This window comes from Paenibacillus sp. PastF-3 (genome assembly GCF_029893135.1).
GTDB lineage: Bacteria > Bacillota > Bacilli > Paenibacillales > Paenibacillaceae > Paenibacillus_AQ > Paenibacillus_AQ nitricinens.
The window spans coordinates 283,798-300,676 of record NZ_JARXWM010000004.1 but is presented as its reverse complement, the minus strand read 5'-3'; the positions used below and the strand labels follow the sequence as shown (position 1 = coordinate 300,676).

Annotated in this window: 14 protein-coding genes; 10 read left to right on the top strand and 4 right to left on the bottom strand. The window is 43.0% G+C overall.

What is annotated here, in order from left to right; translation table 11 throughout:
• Positions 1-49 precede the first annotated feature (49 nt).
• On the top strand, positions 50-514 hold the full coding sequence (locus M2444_RS10970) for a DUF2269 family protein (RefSeq protein ID WP_179283714.1): 465 nt from the start codon (positions 50-52) through the stop codon (positions 512-514).
• Here M2444_RS10970 and M2444_RS10965 read toward each other — a convergent pair.
• The 4 genes from M2444_RS10965 to M2444_RS10950 form a co-directional block, all read right to left on the bottom strand.
• Positions 486-1,646, bottom strand: a complete 1,161-nt coding sequence (locus tag M2444_RS10965) for a glycosyltransferase family 4 protein (RefSeq protein WP_280786945.1) — start codon at positions 1,644-1,646, stop codon at positions 486-488. The genes M2444_RS10970 and M2444_RS10965 overlap by 29 nt on opposite strands.
• A 144-nt stretch (positions 1,647-1,790) precedes the next feature.
• The gene (locus tag M2444_RS10960) at positions 1,791-2,633 is read right to left on the bottom strand and encodes a sugar phosphate isomerase/epimerase family protein (RefSeq protein WP_280786944.1); all 843 of its coding nucleotides are present in this window, start codon (positions 2,631-2,633) and stop codon (positions 1,791-1,793) included.
• Positions 2,596-3,339: a rhamnogalacturonan acetylesterase gene (locus tag M2444_RS10955; RefSeq protein WP_094870943.1), complete on the bottom strand. Its 744-nt coding sequence runs from the start codon at positions 3,337-3,339 to the stop codon at positions 2,596-2,598. Before M2444_RS10955 ends, M2444_RS10960 begins: the two co-directional genes overlap by 38 nt.
• Positions 3,340-3,447: 108 nt before the next feature.
• On the bottom strand, positions 3,448-5,793 hold the full coding sequence (locus M2444_RS10950) for a helix-turn-helix domain-containing protein (protein WP_094877575.1): 2,346 nt from the start codon (positions 5,791-5,793) through the stop codon (positions 3,448-3,450).
• Between the two features lie 179 nt (positions 5,794-5,972).
• Between M2444_RS10950 and M2444_RS10945 the strand changes: the two genes are divergently transcribed.
• The 9 genes from M2444_RS10945 (at position 5,973) to M2444_RS10905 (ending at position 16,772) form a co-directional block, all read left to right on the top strand.
• A complete protein-coding gene (locus M2444_RS10945) occupies positions 5,973-7,490 on the top strand; it encodes an extracellular solute-binding protein (RefSeq protein WP_280786943.1) in 1,518 nt (505 codons plus the stop codon).
• A 177-nt stretch (positions 7,491-7,667) separates the two neighbouring features.
• Positions 7,668-9,227 (top strand): extracellular solute-binding protein, encoded by a 1,560-nt coding sequence (locus tag M2444_RS10940; RefSeq protein WP_280786942.1) that lies wholly within the window; start codon positions 7,668-7,670, stop codon positions 9,225-9,227.
• A 100-nt stretch (positions 9,228-9,327) separates the two neighbouring features.
• The gene (locus tag M2444_RS10935) at positions 9,328-10,287 is read left to right on the top strand and encodes an ABC transporter permease (RefSeq protein ID WP_094870938.1); all 960 of its coding nucleotides are present in this window, start codon (positions 9,328-9,330) and stop codon (positions 10,285-10,287) included.
• 21 nt (positions 10,288-10,308) lie between these two features.
• Entirely contained in the window at positions 10,309-11,184 is an 876-nt protein-coding gene (locus tag M2444_RS10930; RefSeq protein ID WP_094870936.1) for a carbohydrate ABC transporter permease, read from the top strand.
• A 41-nt stretch (positions 11,185-11,225) separates the two neighbouring features.
• Entirely contained in the window at positions 11,226-12,329 is a 1,104-nt protein-coding gene (locus tag M2444_RS10925) for a glycoside hydrolase family 88/105 protein (protein ID WP_280786941.1), read from the top strand.
• A gap of 42 nt (positions 12,330-12,371) precedes the next feature.
• Positions 12,372-13,493 (top strand): glycoside hydrolase family 88/105 protein, encoded by a 1,122-nt coding sequence (locus M2444_RS10920; RefSeq protein WP_280786940.1) that lies wholly within the window; start codon positions 12,372-12,374, stop codon positions 13,491-13,493.
• A 22-nt stretch (positions 13,494-13,515) separates the two neighbouring features.
• Complete coding sequence (locus M2444_RS10915) at positions 13,516-14,877, top strand: glycoside hydrolase family 28 protein (RefSeq protein WP_280786939.1); 1,362 nt, start codon at positions 13,516-13,518, stop codon at positions 14,875-14,877.
• A gap of 11 nt (positions 14,878-14,888) precedes the next feature.
• Positions 14,889-15,779 carry a dienelactone hydrolase family protein gene (locus M2444_RS10910; RefSeq protein WP_094877581.1) on the top strand — a complete coding sequence of 297 codons (891 nt, stop codon included), beginning with the start codon at positions 14,889-14,891 and terminating at the stop codon, positions 15,777-15,779.
• 27 nt (positions 15,780-15,806) lie between these two features.
• Complete coding sequence (locus M2444_RS10905) at positions 15,807-16,772, top strand: pectinesterase family protein (protein ID WP_094877582.1); 966 nt, start codon at positions 15,807-15,809, stop codon at positions 16,770-16,772.
• Positions 16,773-16,879 lie beyond the last annotated feature (107 nt).

Here is a 16,879-nt window from a genome sequence, read left to right as displayed (position 1 = left end):
ATCATCGTCATATGAATCTAAACAACGAATGATAGGGAGGATTGTAATCATGGAATTGACGGAGATTATCTCTAAGATTGTGGTAGTCATACATGTTATAGCGGCCATTGTGGGAATTGGACCAGCTTTTGTGCTGCCAATACTGACAAGCTCTGCCAAGACAGGCAGCCAGCTTCGTTTTGTATTTGGCATGATGAAGACAATAAACAGATTCCCTAAAACGGGTGGGATTACCCTGATCGTTACAGGCATTTTGTTAATGATCATTGATAAAATGGGCTTGTCGGTGTTGTGGATCAATCTTTCGTTATTATTTTTTATCGTGATAGAAGTCATTATTATTGGATTTGTTGAGCCTCGATTGAAAAAGCTGACCCAGCTCGTGATGGCGAGTGAAGGCGACGAAATCCCTGTAGGCTACAACGCCGCAATGAACAAGATCGCTCCGTTAGAAGCAGCTGTACATGTGCTCACTATCGTCATTATTATATTAATGGTAGTAAAGCCGGTATAAGATCGAAGCGCCTATTCTCAATGATCTCTTCATAATCGCGAATGAGTCCATCAAAAATGCTCTCCCATGAGCGGCCGAGCGCCAGCTGTCGCCCCTCATAACCCATAGCAGCCAGCTTTTGGGGTTGCTCTATACAGGCACAAATCTCACGAATAAAAGCAACAGGGGAACGAGGTGGGGCGATGATTCCGGTGCGGCCGGGTGTAACCAGATCCTTCACCCCGCCTTCATTTACGGCGAGGACAGGCAGTCCAGAGGCCATGGCTTCAAGGACAACATTACCGAAGGTTTCCGTACTGGAAGGGAAGACGAATAGATCAGCTGAGGCATACAATTGGGCAAGCTCTTCACCGTGTTTGTAGCCCGTAAACGTGACATTTTGCGGCGCCTGTGCCCGCATTTCTGATAATAAGGGACCGTTTCCAACAACTAACCAATGCACCTGAGCTTGCATAGACTCGGGCAATTGCTGCATGGCGAGAGCAAGGGTGTTGATATCTTTTTCAGGAGCAATCCTTCCCACATACAGAAGTAATATCGGCGCGGTAATTCCGTAACGATCACGGACCTGATGGCTGCGTTTTTTCGGAGTGTAGAGATTGCAGTCGATGCCTCTAGACCAAAGCTTCAAACGTTGAAAACCTTGAGCTTGGAGGGAATCAAGTGTCTCGTTGGAGGGCGCGAAGGTAGCATCGCAGGACCGATGAAACCACTTCATGTACTTCCAATAAAGAGGAACAATTTTTTTCATCCGATAATATTCAAGATAGCGGTCAAAATGGGTATGGTAGGAGGCGACATGAGGCAGGCCAAGCTTTCTCGCATAGCGAAGGCCGCATAGACCGATATTGAACGGAGTAGCCAAATGCAGCAGATCGGGTCGAAAAGCTTTTAGCTCTGACTGGATGGAGGACATATTCGGCAGCGCGAGTCTACATTCTGGGTATAAGAAAAAGGGGATACTGGTAATGGGACGTATGGGATCGGCATAACTGTCTTCAGGAGCAGATTTCGGCGAAAATAGCAGATGCTCGATACCCCGCCGGTTCAAATGAGTGGTTAAGCGCTGAAGCGTAAGTGAGACACCATTCGTTTGCGGAAGAAATGTGTCTGTAAATAAAGCAAGACGCATAGAACCCCTCCCAGGTACTCTTGATGTCTTGATCATAACAGCCTATTATTTCATGGAGGTCAAACGGATGTTAAACAGAATATAAAAATCCACTGTACAAGGTAATGAGGTGTACCGTGGATTTTTTTGTATGAGATCTTATATTTACACGTCTTCATATATCCGCTGTAAAAAAGCGATGCTTTCTCTTAGATGCGATTCAGGAGTGCTCTCTAAAATGCCCTGAATATGCGGACGCTCGTACTTCATATAACGAAGAATCGGCTCAAACTCAAGCCAGCCCTGACCTACAGGAACAATTTTGATGGCTCCATCTTGCACGATAAAATCTTTTAAATGAATGATGGCTATTCGATTTCCTAAGAGCTTCAAAGCTTCCATAATAATAGCTTCCTGATGTAAGTAATTTGTAGGTGACATTAGATTTGCGCAATCCAATATGACCTGAAGATTATTAGAAGGAATCTCATCCAGCAGTCGGCGAGTTAAGGAAGCGGAATACAGCGGATGATGAAGTCCTGCTTCAATACCTACCGTCACACCAAAACGTTCGGCCTCTGCAACCATTACCTTTACCGAAGTAACGACCTCCTGAAAAGCCTGTTCTGTAAAATTAGCTGTGGTATAGCCCCGGCCTACACTTCCGGTCTCTGTTCCTACCAGGCTAGCGCCGAAATCCCTGGCCAAGCGAAGATGCGTATTGAATTCGGCTAACGCTTGTGCCCGTTTGAATGGATCAGTGTCTATAATATTAACGTAACAGCCAAGCACCGCCATCTGAATACCAGCCTGTCTAAAGGCATTTCCGTAATAACTAGCTGTTCCAGGGCTTATAGCAGTCAGACTCGGAGTACTGTCAGGAAAAGACTTTTTAAGTGCAAACTGAATATGAGCGAAATTATAAAACTGAATCTTTTCAATTAAATCCTTCAATGGAACTTGTGTGAAATCATGTGCTCGAACACCCAGATGCAGGGGAATGCCCATGTGATGTGATCACTCCTTTTATTAGTTGTTGTAAGTCTGTTAATGGTAAGGCAGGAGATTGTTCAATAGCCTGAACCACAAGTCTGGCGATGTGCTGAGCACCTTGATCAGAGAAATGAGTATCATCCATAACTCCATTTGGGTAATTCGGATGTGCTTTTTCAGGCAAATGCATGAATAATTTCTTGGATTCTTCTTCGCCTAATGAATGATAGAGCACTTGCGAAGCTGCGAAAATATCAAGCAGCGGTGTATGCGTTTCTTCAGCTACCTGCTTCATAGCCTCGGGATAAGCGCCTACAGCAAGCGGGTCAAGCTCTCCATCGGAGTTGAAGCGGCGGCGACTTACAGAGGTTAGTAGAACCGGAGTCCCACCTAATTGCCGAGCAGCTTCAATATATTGAATTAGGTTGCGGCGATATTCAGTGTCGGGATCAGTGTAACGCAAAGGATCTTCTTTTTTCTCATCGTTGTGTCCAAATTGAATGAAGAGGTAGTCACCGGCTTTGAAGTCTTTAAGGATGGCATCCAGGCGACCATCAGTTATAAAAGATTTGGTACTGCGGCCATTGATGGCGCGATTATCGATTCGGACAGAAGTCCCAAAATAGCCTTGCAGGTATTCTCCCCAGCCAGTCATAGGTTTCTCTCCAGCACCTTTGATAGCCGCAGTGGAATCCCCTGCGATAAATAATGTGGGTGTCATAGGTATACTCCTTGCCTCCTTAAAAGGTTATATGCACACGTTAACATATTTTGAGAAAAAAAGAGAGACTCTTTTTTTGGATTCCACCTGAACCATATTCATCTCTTTTTACATTGATTCGTCGAAGGTGGATTTAAGTTTTGTGCCAGCATTGTGATCCCGGTATTGTCCGGGTGTCATGCCTTCCTGCTTTCGGAAAGAGCGTATGAAGTTCTGAGAATTGTTGTATCTTAGTTTGGCTGCAATATCTTTAATGGGCATGTCAGTTTCCTTCAGCCATTTTTTCGCCATTTTAAATCGGTACATCGTTAAATATTCACTGAAATAGTACTGGGTCTCCTTGCGGAAGACACTGCTGATATAGTTGGCATTATAATGCAGACGTGAAGCACATTCTTCTAAAGTAAGATCTGTATCGTAATCATGTTGTATCAAATCAATGATCTTCTCGGAGATGTTGTGATATTGAGCATTTTGTCTGCTGTTAAAAATCTTGATCATCGGATAAATGACCATGCTCCAGAACCAATCTTCAATTTCCGTTACAGTATGAAGGTCATGCAGCTCCTCAAATATGGAACCATTGGCATGATAAATCTGATTTAAGCTAATACCGGATTCCTGCATCATAATGAGTAAATTATTTAGTAAGCGCGTCAACGGAATCTGGTATTCCTGTGGTGAAAGCTCATGAGCAAAGATAGATTTGAAGAGCAAATGAATGAGCTCCTTTGCTTTATCTGTTTCAGCTAATTTGATAGCGTCCAGTAAGTCATTTTCTTTATGAGTAGGGTAGTTCAAATTCAGATAGTGCTTGCCAGAGTTAATATTTTCATACTGGATAATGACACCTTTACCAAGTTTGATCCGGTGCTTCAGTGCTTCGAGTCCCTCTCTGTAAGCCGTGGATAATTTGTCAAAGGTGTTGAAGGGAAGGCTTAGACCGATGCTCACCTGAAGCTTTAGGTAGTTGTTTATCTCCTGCTGCAGCTTCTCAGTTAACGAATATAATGTCTTGTGAAAAGACTCGGTATCACTGTCTGGACTCCCTAATAAGACGACAACTGCATGATCCATAATTACAGGAGCCAGTCGTTGTTCAGGGCAGACTAACTCTTCAATTATATTGTGGGCAGCGAATAATAAGAGATTAAGATCTTTTTTCTCATAGCTGGAATCATCGGCAAAATCGATCGACAACGTAATCACAGCCATCGTCTTCCATTCTTCAAGCTGCTTATGATAGCCGAATTGTTCCAGTTCTTCAAGCAGATCACGCTTCTTGACGTTGCCATGGAAAGCATTGATTAGGAAGAAGGTACGAACCTGTTGGATATGCTGACGGACTTCTTTTTCCAGCTGTGATTTGGATTGGAATAAAGAATGAACTTGTTCTCCGATAATCTGAAACTCATTCGTATGTCTGGATTTGATGTCGGGTTTGCGTTGGCCCATTTGATTGAGCAGTCTTTCAATGGGGGTGTACATCCGTCTTGATCCGATCCATGCCAAGAGAATAGACAATAGAAGCATAAAGGTACACACGAATATCGTAAACAGGCTAATTTTTTTGGATTCTTTCGTTAAACTTTCCATGGATGTGACCGAAAGATAGACCCAGCCATTCATCTGAGAGCGCATGTAAGTGACAGAGTAATCCTTCTTGTGGATCATGGTCTTAAACTGACCTGAAAGTTTAGATGGATTAGAAATGAAAGAATCTTCAGTGAATCCGCCTTCTTTCATTGGTTTTCCGATCAAGTTGCGGTCCGGATGGAGCAGGAATCGACCTGTCTTATCCAGAACGATAATATCGTCGAGGAGCTGTACATCCGAGTTAATGAAATCCTGAAGACTGCAGACAGGAATATTAGCTAAGGCGAGCCCATATTTTTGCAGCTTATTGGTTGGGAGTTTCTTGATGAGACTAATGCTGTAGTTACAGCCTGTGACGTTAATACTTTCCTCACTGTAAAATATGGAGGACGGGTTCAGGATCCAAGAGGTATCTTCGGCAATATTCATTAAGTTTGTGAGCTGCGCATGGTCCTTGTACTCATTTAAGCGATAAACACCAGAATTTTTGATCATCCAATTTTGCTGCTGATTTAATAAGATGACATCTTCCAGCTTCGTATCGAAGGACTGCATATTGCGAATTTCGTTTCTTAAATCATTGTATAAAATGAAATCGGTTTCATTTAAAGGGTTGTTTAGTGCTTTTTTTAATACACTAGAGTTGATCACTTGGTTTAATGTTTGATTGACAGTTGTTAACTTATGTTCTACATTTGAGGTGATTTGTAAGATTAATTCCATTTTGCTGTTGTTAACGTTTTTTTGAATTTCTTTTGATGATGTGAAGTATGAAAAAGAACCGATGAACAACACAGGCAGTGTGCTAATTACAAAGGCAAATATCGTTAGCTTACTTAGAAAGCTTAATGGTCTCACGGGACTCAGCACCTTTACTTATGTAGAAGTAGACACTTGATCTAAGTGTATGTAACTTGGTAGGAAATAACAATAATCATCTCATTCTGTGATAATCATTAGCTCTAATTATGCTTATAAATTGTAAAATTTTCAAGATATAGAGTGATAATCCTTACAATACCTAGGAGGCCACAGAAATGTCTAAAGTATCTATGGGTAAAAGGGCAACGCTGTATTTCTGCTTATTTACCATGCTCGTCTTTTCTTTTTTAAGCGCTTGCAACGATAAAGAGTCTACCGGATCCGGTCAAGATGTGGCTCGGCCGAGTATCTCAATTTTGGCACCCCTTCATTTTCCACAACAGCCTTCGAAAGAGATTATGGCGGAGATTGAAAAATTGACAGGCGTGAAGCTCGATATAAGATGGGTTCCAGAGGGGGTCTACACGGATAAGATGAACACTGCTTTGACGACTAATTCCCTCGGAAAGGTCACATTTGTAAAATTTTCAGACTATAATCTGGTGAAAAATGCTATTCGTTCGGATGCCTTTTGGGAGATTGGACCTTATCTTCAGGAGTTCTCCAATCTTAAACAACTGAACCCCGCCATTCTTAAGCAGACTTCTGTAGATAGTAAGATCTATGGCCTATATACGGAACGCCCCTCTTCCAGACAGGGAGTCATTATTCGTAAGGATTGGCTCGACAATCTCCATTTAAATAATCCACAAACACTGGATGAACTGTATGAGGTCATGAGGCAATTTACATACAACGATCCAGATCAGAATGGCAAACAGGATACCCTTGGACTAGTCGATCGAAATGATCTTGTGTATGGGGTATTCAAGACGTTAAGTTCGTATTTTGGTACACCGAATAATTGGAAACTAGAGAACCATCAATTCGTTCCTGAATTTGTGACCGCTCAGTATAAGAACACCATGAATTTCATGAAGAAATTATATGATGAGAAAATCATAAATCAGGATTTTGCCCTAACGAGCAAAGAAGTGCAACGTGATAAGTTCATAAATGGCATTGCTGGCGTATTTATTGGCAGTATGACAGATGTTCAGCGGCTTTCTATTGAAGCTCAGAATTTGAATCCGAAAGCAGAACTTACGTTAATCAATCGGATCAAAGGGCCTGAAGGATATAAAGTGTGGTCGATTCCCAATTATAACGGACTCTATCTCTTTTCCAAAAAAGCCATTGCGACGGAGGATGAACTCCGCCAGGTACTCGAATTCTTTGATCGAACCATGGATAAAGATGTAGCGAATATAATGATGTATGGGTTTGAAGGACGCCATTATAAGCTTGAGGAGAGAAAAATCATTCTTCCCGAGGAGACCTCAGAGCTGCGGGTGAAGGAAGTGAATCCGTTATATTCTTTGATGATTGCAGACATTAGTAATAAGAACATTATGGAGGTGGCTCAGAAGGAGCAATTGACCTCACTTGCGGATCAGCTAAGTAAAGATAATGAATCTTTTTTGGTCGATGATCCGACAGTTTCTCTAAGTTCATCTACCTATGATGAGAAGAATGTAGAATTGTCTACCATTATTGTGGATGCTACGTACAATTACATATTAGGCAATATAACCGCTGAGGGATTTCAGAAGGAAGTTGAGAAGTGGAGAGCTAGCGGAGGAGATCTGATTATTAAGGAATATGGTGAGGCTGAGCTTGGGATAGAAAAATAAATGGGTTAGTTTGATCCACTGCGGATGACGCGGTGGATTTTTTTGTGTTATCACCATAATCATTTGCTCAGATCCCTTTAAGAACAGGGCTTTATGGGGAAATGATTGTTTTCGTAACCTTGCGGGCGATGTAACGTGTAACTCGTAACCAATACAAATTATGGAGGTCAAAATGGTATGAAGAAGAAATCCTTCACCATGTTGTTGACAGCACTGTTAGCGTTCAGCACATTGTTAGCTGGATGTGGTGGTAACAACAATCAAGCAAGTTCTGAAACTGCAAGTGGTGAGAGCACTGCTAAGCCGGTTGAGACAGAAGTACCTAAAGAAGAAGTGAAAGCAGGACCGGCAGAAATTAAGATTATGCTTCCATTAAATACTACAGAAACACCACCCGACAGAATAAAAATTGAGCTTGAAAAATTGACTAATACTAAGTTAACTTATCAATTCTATCCGGCAGATACGTATGAAGAAAAGCTGAATTCATCCTTTGCTACGGGTTCACTGCCACAAGTAACCTATTTGAAGAATCAAACCACCTTTATTCAAATGAAAGACGCGATTAAAGACGGTCAGTTCTGGGAAATAGGTCCTCTTTTAAGCGAGTTCCCTAATTTGAGTAAATTGAAACCGGAAATTCTGAATAACACGAAAGTGGATGGCAAGCTGTACACCTTGTATATCGGCCGCCCACTAGCACGCCAAGGGATCATTTACCGTAAGGACTGGGCAGATAAGCTGGGACTTAAAGCACCGGCTAATGTAGATGAATTACTGGCTATGGCTAAAGCATTCACAGAACAAGATCCAGATGGTAATGGCAAGAAGGACACCACTGGTATTATTGACCGGAATGAATTAACCTACGGTGCTTTCAAAACAGTATCCTCCTGGTTTGGTACACCGAACACATGGGGCGAAGTGGATGGCAAATTAGCACCTGACTTTACGTTCCCGCAGTATATCGATACGATGGATTTTTTCAAAAAAGTACGTGATGGCGGCTACATGAACCAAGATTTCGCGGCTACAAGTAAAACAGATGCGGTGAATATGTTCACCAGTGGTAAAGGCGGCCTTTATATCGGGGGCTCCATGCAGGATATCGATTCTCTGAATAAAGATACTATCAAGAATTTCCCGGATGCAGTTCTGGACACACATAGTATGGTTGCAGGACCGGATGGAAAGTTTGCGCAATGGATGATTCCTGGGTATAACAACGTCGTCTTGTTCCCTAAATCTGCTGTAAAAGATGAAGCAGAGCTGAAGAAGATTCTTGCTTTCTTTGATCAGATGATGACCCCTGAAGTTGCAAACTTGATGTATTGGGGCATTGAAGGCGTTCATTATACCGTTGAAGACGGTAAAGCGAAGCCTGGCGATGATAAAGAGCTGATTGAGCGTGAGGTAAAGGGCTTTAAGGATAGCGTTATTGGAGAATATGAAACGAATGGCATGTACCAAAGCTATAACGTGCTGCCAGGTCGAATCCACGCCGAAGAATTAGTTCTTGAGAATGTGAAGGTGGGTGTACCTGACCCAACTGCTGCTATGGACTCTCCTACTTATACAGAAAAAGGTGTTGAACTCCAACAAATCATTACCGATGCGACCTACAAGTATATCTATGGACAGATCGATAAGGCTGGATTTGAGAAAGAAGTGGAGAATTGGAAGAGCCGTGGCGGAGCTAAAATCATTGAAGAGTATAACGCATTGTACAAGAAATAGATTCTCGCAGAAAAAGGTTGTTGATCCTGTTTCAACAACCTTTTTTTAAACTCATGGTGAAATAAAAAGTTTGAATAAAGAAGGAGAAAGGAAGAGAACCATGCAGGAACTCACCGCACAGCCAGCCCCACAACCAAAGCGTATATATAAGAGTAACAGTGAACTAAAAAAGCGGCTGTGGAGAAATAAATGGCTCTATGTCATGCTAACGCCGGGTGTACTGTACTTTATTATCTTTAAATATTTACCTATGTATGGATTAATTATCGCCTTTCAAGATTACAAGCCCTACCAAGGAATCACGGGCAGCAATTGGGTAGGGATGAAGCATTTTAGCAGGTTGTTCACAGAACCGGACTTCTTAAATATTTTAGTGAACACACTGATCCTGTTTGGATTGAATATTCTTATTTATTTTCCAATACCGATTATATTAGCCCTGATGCTGAATGAGCTTCGAGGTACATTTTTCAAAAGAACGTTTCAGACCCTATTCTATTTACCCCATTTTATGTCGTGGGTTATCGTCGTCTCCATCTCCTTCGTTATGGTTACGATGGACGGAGGCATTGTCAACGAGCTGCTGGCTTATTTTGGCTTTGAAAAAATCAACTTCCTGCTTAACCCAAGCTGGTTCAGACCGATGTACATTATTCAGGTCATTTGGAGAGAAGCGGGCTGGGGAACGATTATTTATTTGGCTGCTATTGCTGCAATTGATCCAGGACTCTATGAAGCAGCACGTATGGATGGAGCTGGCCGGCTCAGACAAGTCTGGCATATTACACTTCCAGCGATTCGAGGCGTAATTATCACCTTGTTTATTTTGAAAATCGGTTCCGTTCTGGATCTTGGATTTGAACATGTCTATCTGCTGCTTAACTCCATGAATCGAGAGGTCGCGGAAATTATTGATACGTATGTATACACCGCAGGGCTAAGACAAGGACAGTTTAGTTACAGCACAGCCATTGGATTCTTTAAATCTATTGTTGGTTTGATCATGGTCATGACGGTGAATAAAATCTCCAAGAAAATGGGAGAAGAAGGCGTTTATTGATACGTTGTAGGAGGAATCGAAATGGTAGAGGATAAAACAATCGGTGGTAGAATTTTTGCAGCAATAAATTTTACGCTGTTAGCCATTATTGCTTTGGTGACGGTGCTCCCTTTTGTGCATGTTGTAGCAGGATCTTTCACAACTAGTGCCGAGATTGCAGCGAATAAATTTGTGCTAATTCCAAAAGTGTGGAGTCTCGAAGCGTACAAGTTCATTTTTTCTACGAACACATTATTTAAAGCGATGGGAGTTTCCATCGGGGTCACAGTAATCGGAACCATCTTCAGTATGTTTATTACCTCTCTGATGGCTTACGCGCTGGCTAGAAAAGATCTGGATGGACGTAAGGTGGTTAACTTCCTGGTCGTATTCACGATGCTATTTCATGGAGGAATGATTCCAACGTTCTTGGTAGTAAAGGAATTAGGTCTTATCGACTCTTATGCAGCACTCATCCTACCTTCAGCCATTAGTGCTTTTAACATGATTATCTTAAAGAACTTTTTTCAAAATATCCCTGAGGGCTTGGAGGAATCCGCAAAAATCGATGGCTGCAACGACTTCGGCATTTTGTTCCGGATTGTCCTGCCCTTATCCCTGCCAGCCTTAGCGACTATTGGATTGTTCTATTCGGTTACGTATTGGAATACGTACATGAGCGCTATTCTGTATCTGGATGATAGTGCGAAATGGCCAATTCAAGTGCTGCTCAGACAAATCGTTGTCCTTGCAAGTGGTATGGACCATAGCGCTACGCTTGATGCAACCGTTCCACCACCGGATCAAACGATTAAGATGGCTGTCATCGTGGTAGCTACCCTGCCCATTCTCATGGTGTATCCGTTCCTGCAGAAGCATTTTGCCAAAGGTGCCATGTTAGGTTCTATGAAGGGCTAATAAGAGGAAGAGAGAGATTATTCTTTGGAAGGAGCTTGGAGATGACTGGCAGGATACCAACAACACCAATGGATTGGGCAAAAAAGGCATGCGATTCTTTAATAGATACTTATAGAGCGGGAGAGCTTCCTCCAGCACATCGTTGGCATTACCATCAAGGTGTATTTCTGTGTGGTATGGAGCTTATGTGGAAGGCTGATCAAGAAGACCGCTATATTAACTATATTCAGGAATACGTGGATGATTTGGTAGATGAATATGGTAACTTTTATTTCGCCCGCGATGAGCTGGATGCTGTTCAAGCTGGACAACTGCTGTTTAATCTTCATAAACGGACAGGTAAACTCAAGTATCACATTGCTGCGGAGAAGCTGAGGAATTTATTGCTTACGTTAAACAAAACCTCTGAAGGTGGGTATTGGCATAAGGATAAATATGCTAACCAAATGTGGTTAGATGGGCTTTATATGGCAGGCGTATTCTCGTTAAAATATGCGAATGTCTATGGTGATCCTAGCTTGCGTGATACGGTTCTCCATCAAGAGATGTTAATGCGTAAGTATATGAAAGATGAGACAACCGGGTTATTGTATCATGCTTGGGACGAGAGCCGCCGGATGCCATGGTCAAACCCGGAGACAGGGTGCTCACCAGAATTCTGGAGCAGATCGCTGGGCTGGTATGGTCTCGCCTTATCACAATTTCTTGATCTGTTGGCCGTCCAAGATCCAGCACGAGCTGAATTATCTTCTACTTTACGAGAATTCGTAGATGCCCTTATTCGTTATCAAGATCCGGTAAGTGGGCTTTGGTATCAGGTCGTAGATAAGGGGCATGAGCCGGATAATTGGCTGGAGAGCTCAGGTTCATGTTTATTCGTCTACACAATTGCCAAAGCAGTGAAGCATGGCGTTGTAAGCGATGTGGAAGTTGCTACAGCCGTGGCTAGAAAAGGTTATAAAGGGTTAATCCGAACCATTCAGTGGGATGAGCAGGATAGATTAATCTTGCCAGACATTTGTATTGGTACTTCGGCCGGGGATTACGAGAGTTACGTCACGCGGCCTAAAGTTAAAAATGATTTACATGGCGTAGGCGCGTTGGTGATGGCTTGTGTTGAGATGGAGAGCTTAATCCAAGAGTGATTCATGTGTATCCTTAAATTTAATGATATTCAGGGGGTTGGGATGAAGAGATCACATTGGGCAATCCGTACAGCTGACTCTATCATGGCAAGGACACCAAAGCTCTATAAAGATAAAGGCTACAACGGAAGCTGGACCTATGACTATGGTGTCATATTGAATGGATTTGAATGGCTGTGGAAGATAACCGGGGATGCGAAGTATCTGCAATTCATTCAAGGTCAGCTGGATTACTTTATTCAGGAGGATGGCAGCGTTAAGGGCTATCATTTGGATGAGTACAATATCGATCACATCAATAACGGGAAATTATTATTTACGCTATATAAAGAAACCAAGCAAGAAAAATATAAACAAGCGGCTGCTTTATTTAGAAAGCAACTAGAGACACATCCGCGAACCTTGGAAGGTGCTTTTTGGCATAAAAATATTTATCCCTATCAAATTTGGTTAGATGGTCTTTATATGGGTGCGCCTTTCTATTTAGCCTACTTGCAAGCTTTTGAAGAAGGGCAGGGGCTTAAAGACGTGACGAAACAGTTTATCTTGTGTGAGAAGCATACGAAGGATTGGGAAACAGGCCTGCTATACCATGCATGGGATGAACAGCGTATTCAGCCTTGGTGTGACCCCGAAACAGGCTGCTCCCCTAACTTTTGGGCGCGATCACTGGGTTGGTATCTTATGGCACTAGTAGATGTTCTAGAATTATTGCCGAGTGGGCACTCCGATTATCCAGAGCTGGTGCGTATTCTAAACGATACTTTATCTGCTGTGAAGAAATATCAGGATACTGAGTCCGGAGTCTGGTATCAAGTGATGAATCTGGGAGAACGCAAAGGGAACTATCTAGAGGCTTCCGCCTCCAGTATGATAGTGTACGCTATGGCAAAAAGTATTCGATTAGGCGTATTAGAGGCTAGTTGGTACGAACCGTTAGATTGCGCTTTCCAAGGACTTATCGCCGAATTTGTACTCGAAACCAAAGAAGGCTGGGTCAATCTAAATAAGAATTGCCAAGTAGCAGGGTTAGGTGGAGCAGATCAACGCGACGGCACTTTTGCTTATTACATTAGCGAGCCTATTGTCACTAACGACCAAAAGGGTGTCGGTGCTTTCTTGCAAGCTTGTGTGGAGTACGAGCAATTAAGAGGCTGGATCTGATATAGAATAGGAGGGCTATAGAATGTCCGTATATAATATTGAGGATTTTGGAGCGCTTAAGAATAGCGGGATGTTAGCGACAGAAGCAATTACGCGTGCGATTGAAGCGGCAAGTGAGGCTGGTGGAGGAACTGTGTATGTGCCAGCAGGTACTTACTATACGGGTGCGATTGTTATGAAAAGCAATATTGAATTAAATTTAAATCCAGGAGCGATCCTTTCATTCAGTACACATCCGGTGAATTATCCTGCGGTGGAATGCAGATGGGAAGGGGTGAAGCAGCAGGTTCATACGCCTTGTATTCATGGCAAAGGTTTAGTCAATATATCGATTACCGGAAGCGGAACTATTAATGGTAATGGCAAAGTATGGTGGGATGTATTTCGGAACCGCCCTGAAGAGCTGAAGTACCCCCGTCCGACTTTGATTGGATTTGATAGCTGTCAGCGGGTAACAATTAAGGATGTTTCGCTAGTGAATTCTCCAAGCTGGACCGTTAATCCTGTGGGCTGCTACAATGTGACGATTGATAATCTGTCCATTAATAACCCGGCTGATTCTCCGAATACAGATGGTATTAATCCAGAATCTTGTACGAATGTTCGGATTAGCAATTGTAATATTGATGTAGGCGATGACTGCATTGCTATCAAAGCGGGAACTGAAGATACGAAAGAGCGCATTCCATGCGAGAATATTACGATCACCAATTGTACCCTGGTTCATGGGCATGGGGGAGTTGTACTCGGAAGTGAAATGAGCGGAGATATTCGTAATGTAACCATTAGTAACTGTGTATTCAAACAAACCGATCGTGGCATACGAATGAAATCAAGACGTGGACGCGGAGGGACGATTGAAGATATTCGGATCAGTAATATTGTAATGGAAGACGTCATTTGTCCGTTCACACTGAATCTATACTATTTCTGTGGCCCTCGCGGGAAAGAGAAGTATGTGTGGGACAAAAATCCTTATCCGATTACAGATGAAACGCCATGCTTTAGACGAATTCATTTCGCCAATATTACCGCACGTAATGTTCATGCATCTGCGGGATTCTTATATGGACTTGCGGAGCAGTATGCTTCGGAGATTACTTTTACAAATATTGATATCTCCATGGCACGTAATGCAGTTCCCGGGCAACCGGATATGATGACAGGGATCGAGAACATGAACAATCGCGGATTTTTTCTGGGCAATACAAGGGATGTGCAATTTCATCAGGTGACCATCGAGAATCATGAAGGACCTGCTTTTTATATTGAAAATGGCGAAGCTATAAAGATCATAAATTGTCATTCGAAGAACACGAGCAAGCCAGAAAAACTAGTAGAACAAGTTACGGTTTCGCCCTCAGAACAGAAGGTGTGTCCGTAAGGGAGGGAACCATGGAGCCTGATAAACTGAAGGAACTGTTAGGTGATCTTCCGGCGGATAAGCCGATTGCCGTAACTGTGATGAACCAAGAGGAGCGGGACGGATATAGTCTGGAATCCCTTTTACTGGATCTTAATGGGATTGAACAGGTGCCTGCTTACGTAGCAATCCCTTTACATAAAGAAGGGCCGTTTCCGCTGGTTGTCTTTAATCATTCTCATGGAGGGAATTACGCGAATGGACGCAATGAGTTTATTCGGAGTAGTCCCTATTTACAACAGCCCTCTTTTGCTAAAGCGCTAACGGAGTTGGGGTATGCGGCTTGCTGCATCGACATGTGGGGGTTTAATGAGCGTGGTGGCAAAACGGAGAGTGAGTTAGTGAAGGAAATGCTGTGGCAGGGTCAGGTCATGTGGGGCATGATGCTCTATGACAATATTCGTATGATAGATTACATGGGCCAGCGTAAGGATATTGATGCAGCTCGAATCGCAACAGTCGGCATGTCCATGGGTGGTTTGATGGCCTGGTGGCTGGCTGCATTAGACGAACGAGTCGGGGTGATTGTCGATATTTGTAGTCAAGTAGATGCGCATACCCTAATGGCTGTAAGAGGACTAGATCACCATGGTTACTATTCTTATGTACCCGGGTTATTGAAGCATTTCACAACGCTCGATATTCAAAAGCGGATCGTTCCCCGCCCGCGAATGAGCCTCGTAGGCAGAAATGATCGGCTATGTCCCACTGAAGGAGTAGAACTCTTGGATAGGGGGCTGTCCGAAGCTTATCAAACGGCAGGGAAGTCAGAACATTGGCAACCTGTCATTTCAAGTGGCGGGCATATGGAGACTGTGGAAATGCGGACTTTATGGCAGAAATTTTTGACGAAGCATCTATAAAATCCAAAGAAGGGAACTGAACCAACGATGCTAGTAGTAGGCAAAGAATCCTTTTGCGACTATCACACGATTCAAGAGGCGATAGATTCGCTAGAGCGCGAGCCATCGGGCCAAGCAGATACGCTTTATATTTTGTCAGGCATCTATAATGAGACAGTTTGGATTTATCGTTCTTATTTAACGATTATAGGGATTGGCTCCGTGGAAATCACCATGAATCGTTATGCCAAAGAGCGTGATGAAGCGGGCGAAGAAATCAATACGTTTGCTACACCAACGTTATTTCTGGGCGGCAGCCATTTGGAATTAGAGAACCTGGTGATTACAAACAGTGCTGGGCAGGGAGAACATATTGGTCAGGGGGTAGCCGTTTATGTGCATTGTGACCAAATCGTGTTCAGACATTGTACCTTCAAAGGGCATCAAGACACGTTGTTCACAGGGCCTTTGCCACCTACTCCACGAGAGCGAGGGGCATTCGGAGGCGTTCCGCTGAGAGAACATCATGCCCAGTATCGCCAGTTGTATCAGCATTGCTATATAGAAGGAACGATCGATTTTATTTTTGGCGGTGCAACGGCTTATTTTGACCAATGTGAAATCCGTAGTTTACGTCATTATGAAAACAATACAGGGTATATAACAGCTGCCTCCACACCCGAGGGACAGGCACATGGTTATATTTTCAAGAATTGCTTCTTAACAGCCATCCCTGATATTGCTCCAGTGTTCCTAGGACGTCCTTGGCGTGAGTACGCTAAGACTGCATTTGTGGGTTGCAAGATGGGTTCGCATATTCATCCTTTGGGCTGGGACAACTGGAATAATGTTGCTAATGAGCTAACCGTAAGTTATCAGGAATTTGGCGTGAAGGATGCTGCTAATGTGCGAAAGCAACGTGTTCCCTGGTCGGATTGCTTTGAGGAAGGGGAAGAAGCGCTGGATAAAGAGTTTGTTTTTGCTGGAACGGATTTTTGGAAGCAGATACTGTAATTGACTAGTCTATAAAGAGAGGCAGTCTTGGACGAGTGAACCAAAGTCCTAGGCTGCCGTTTTTAATGAATGAGCTCTTTATCGTTTATTCTTTTGTTTTCTTTTGA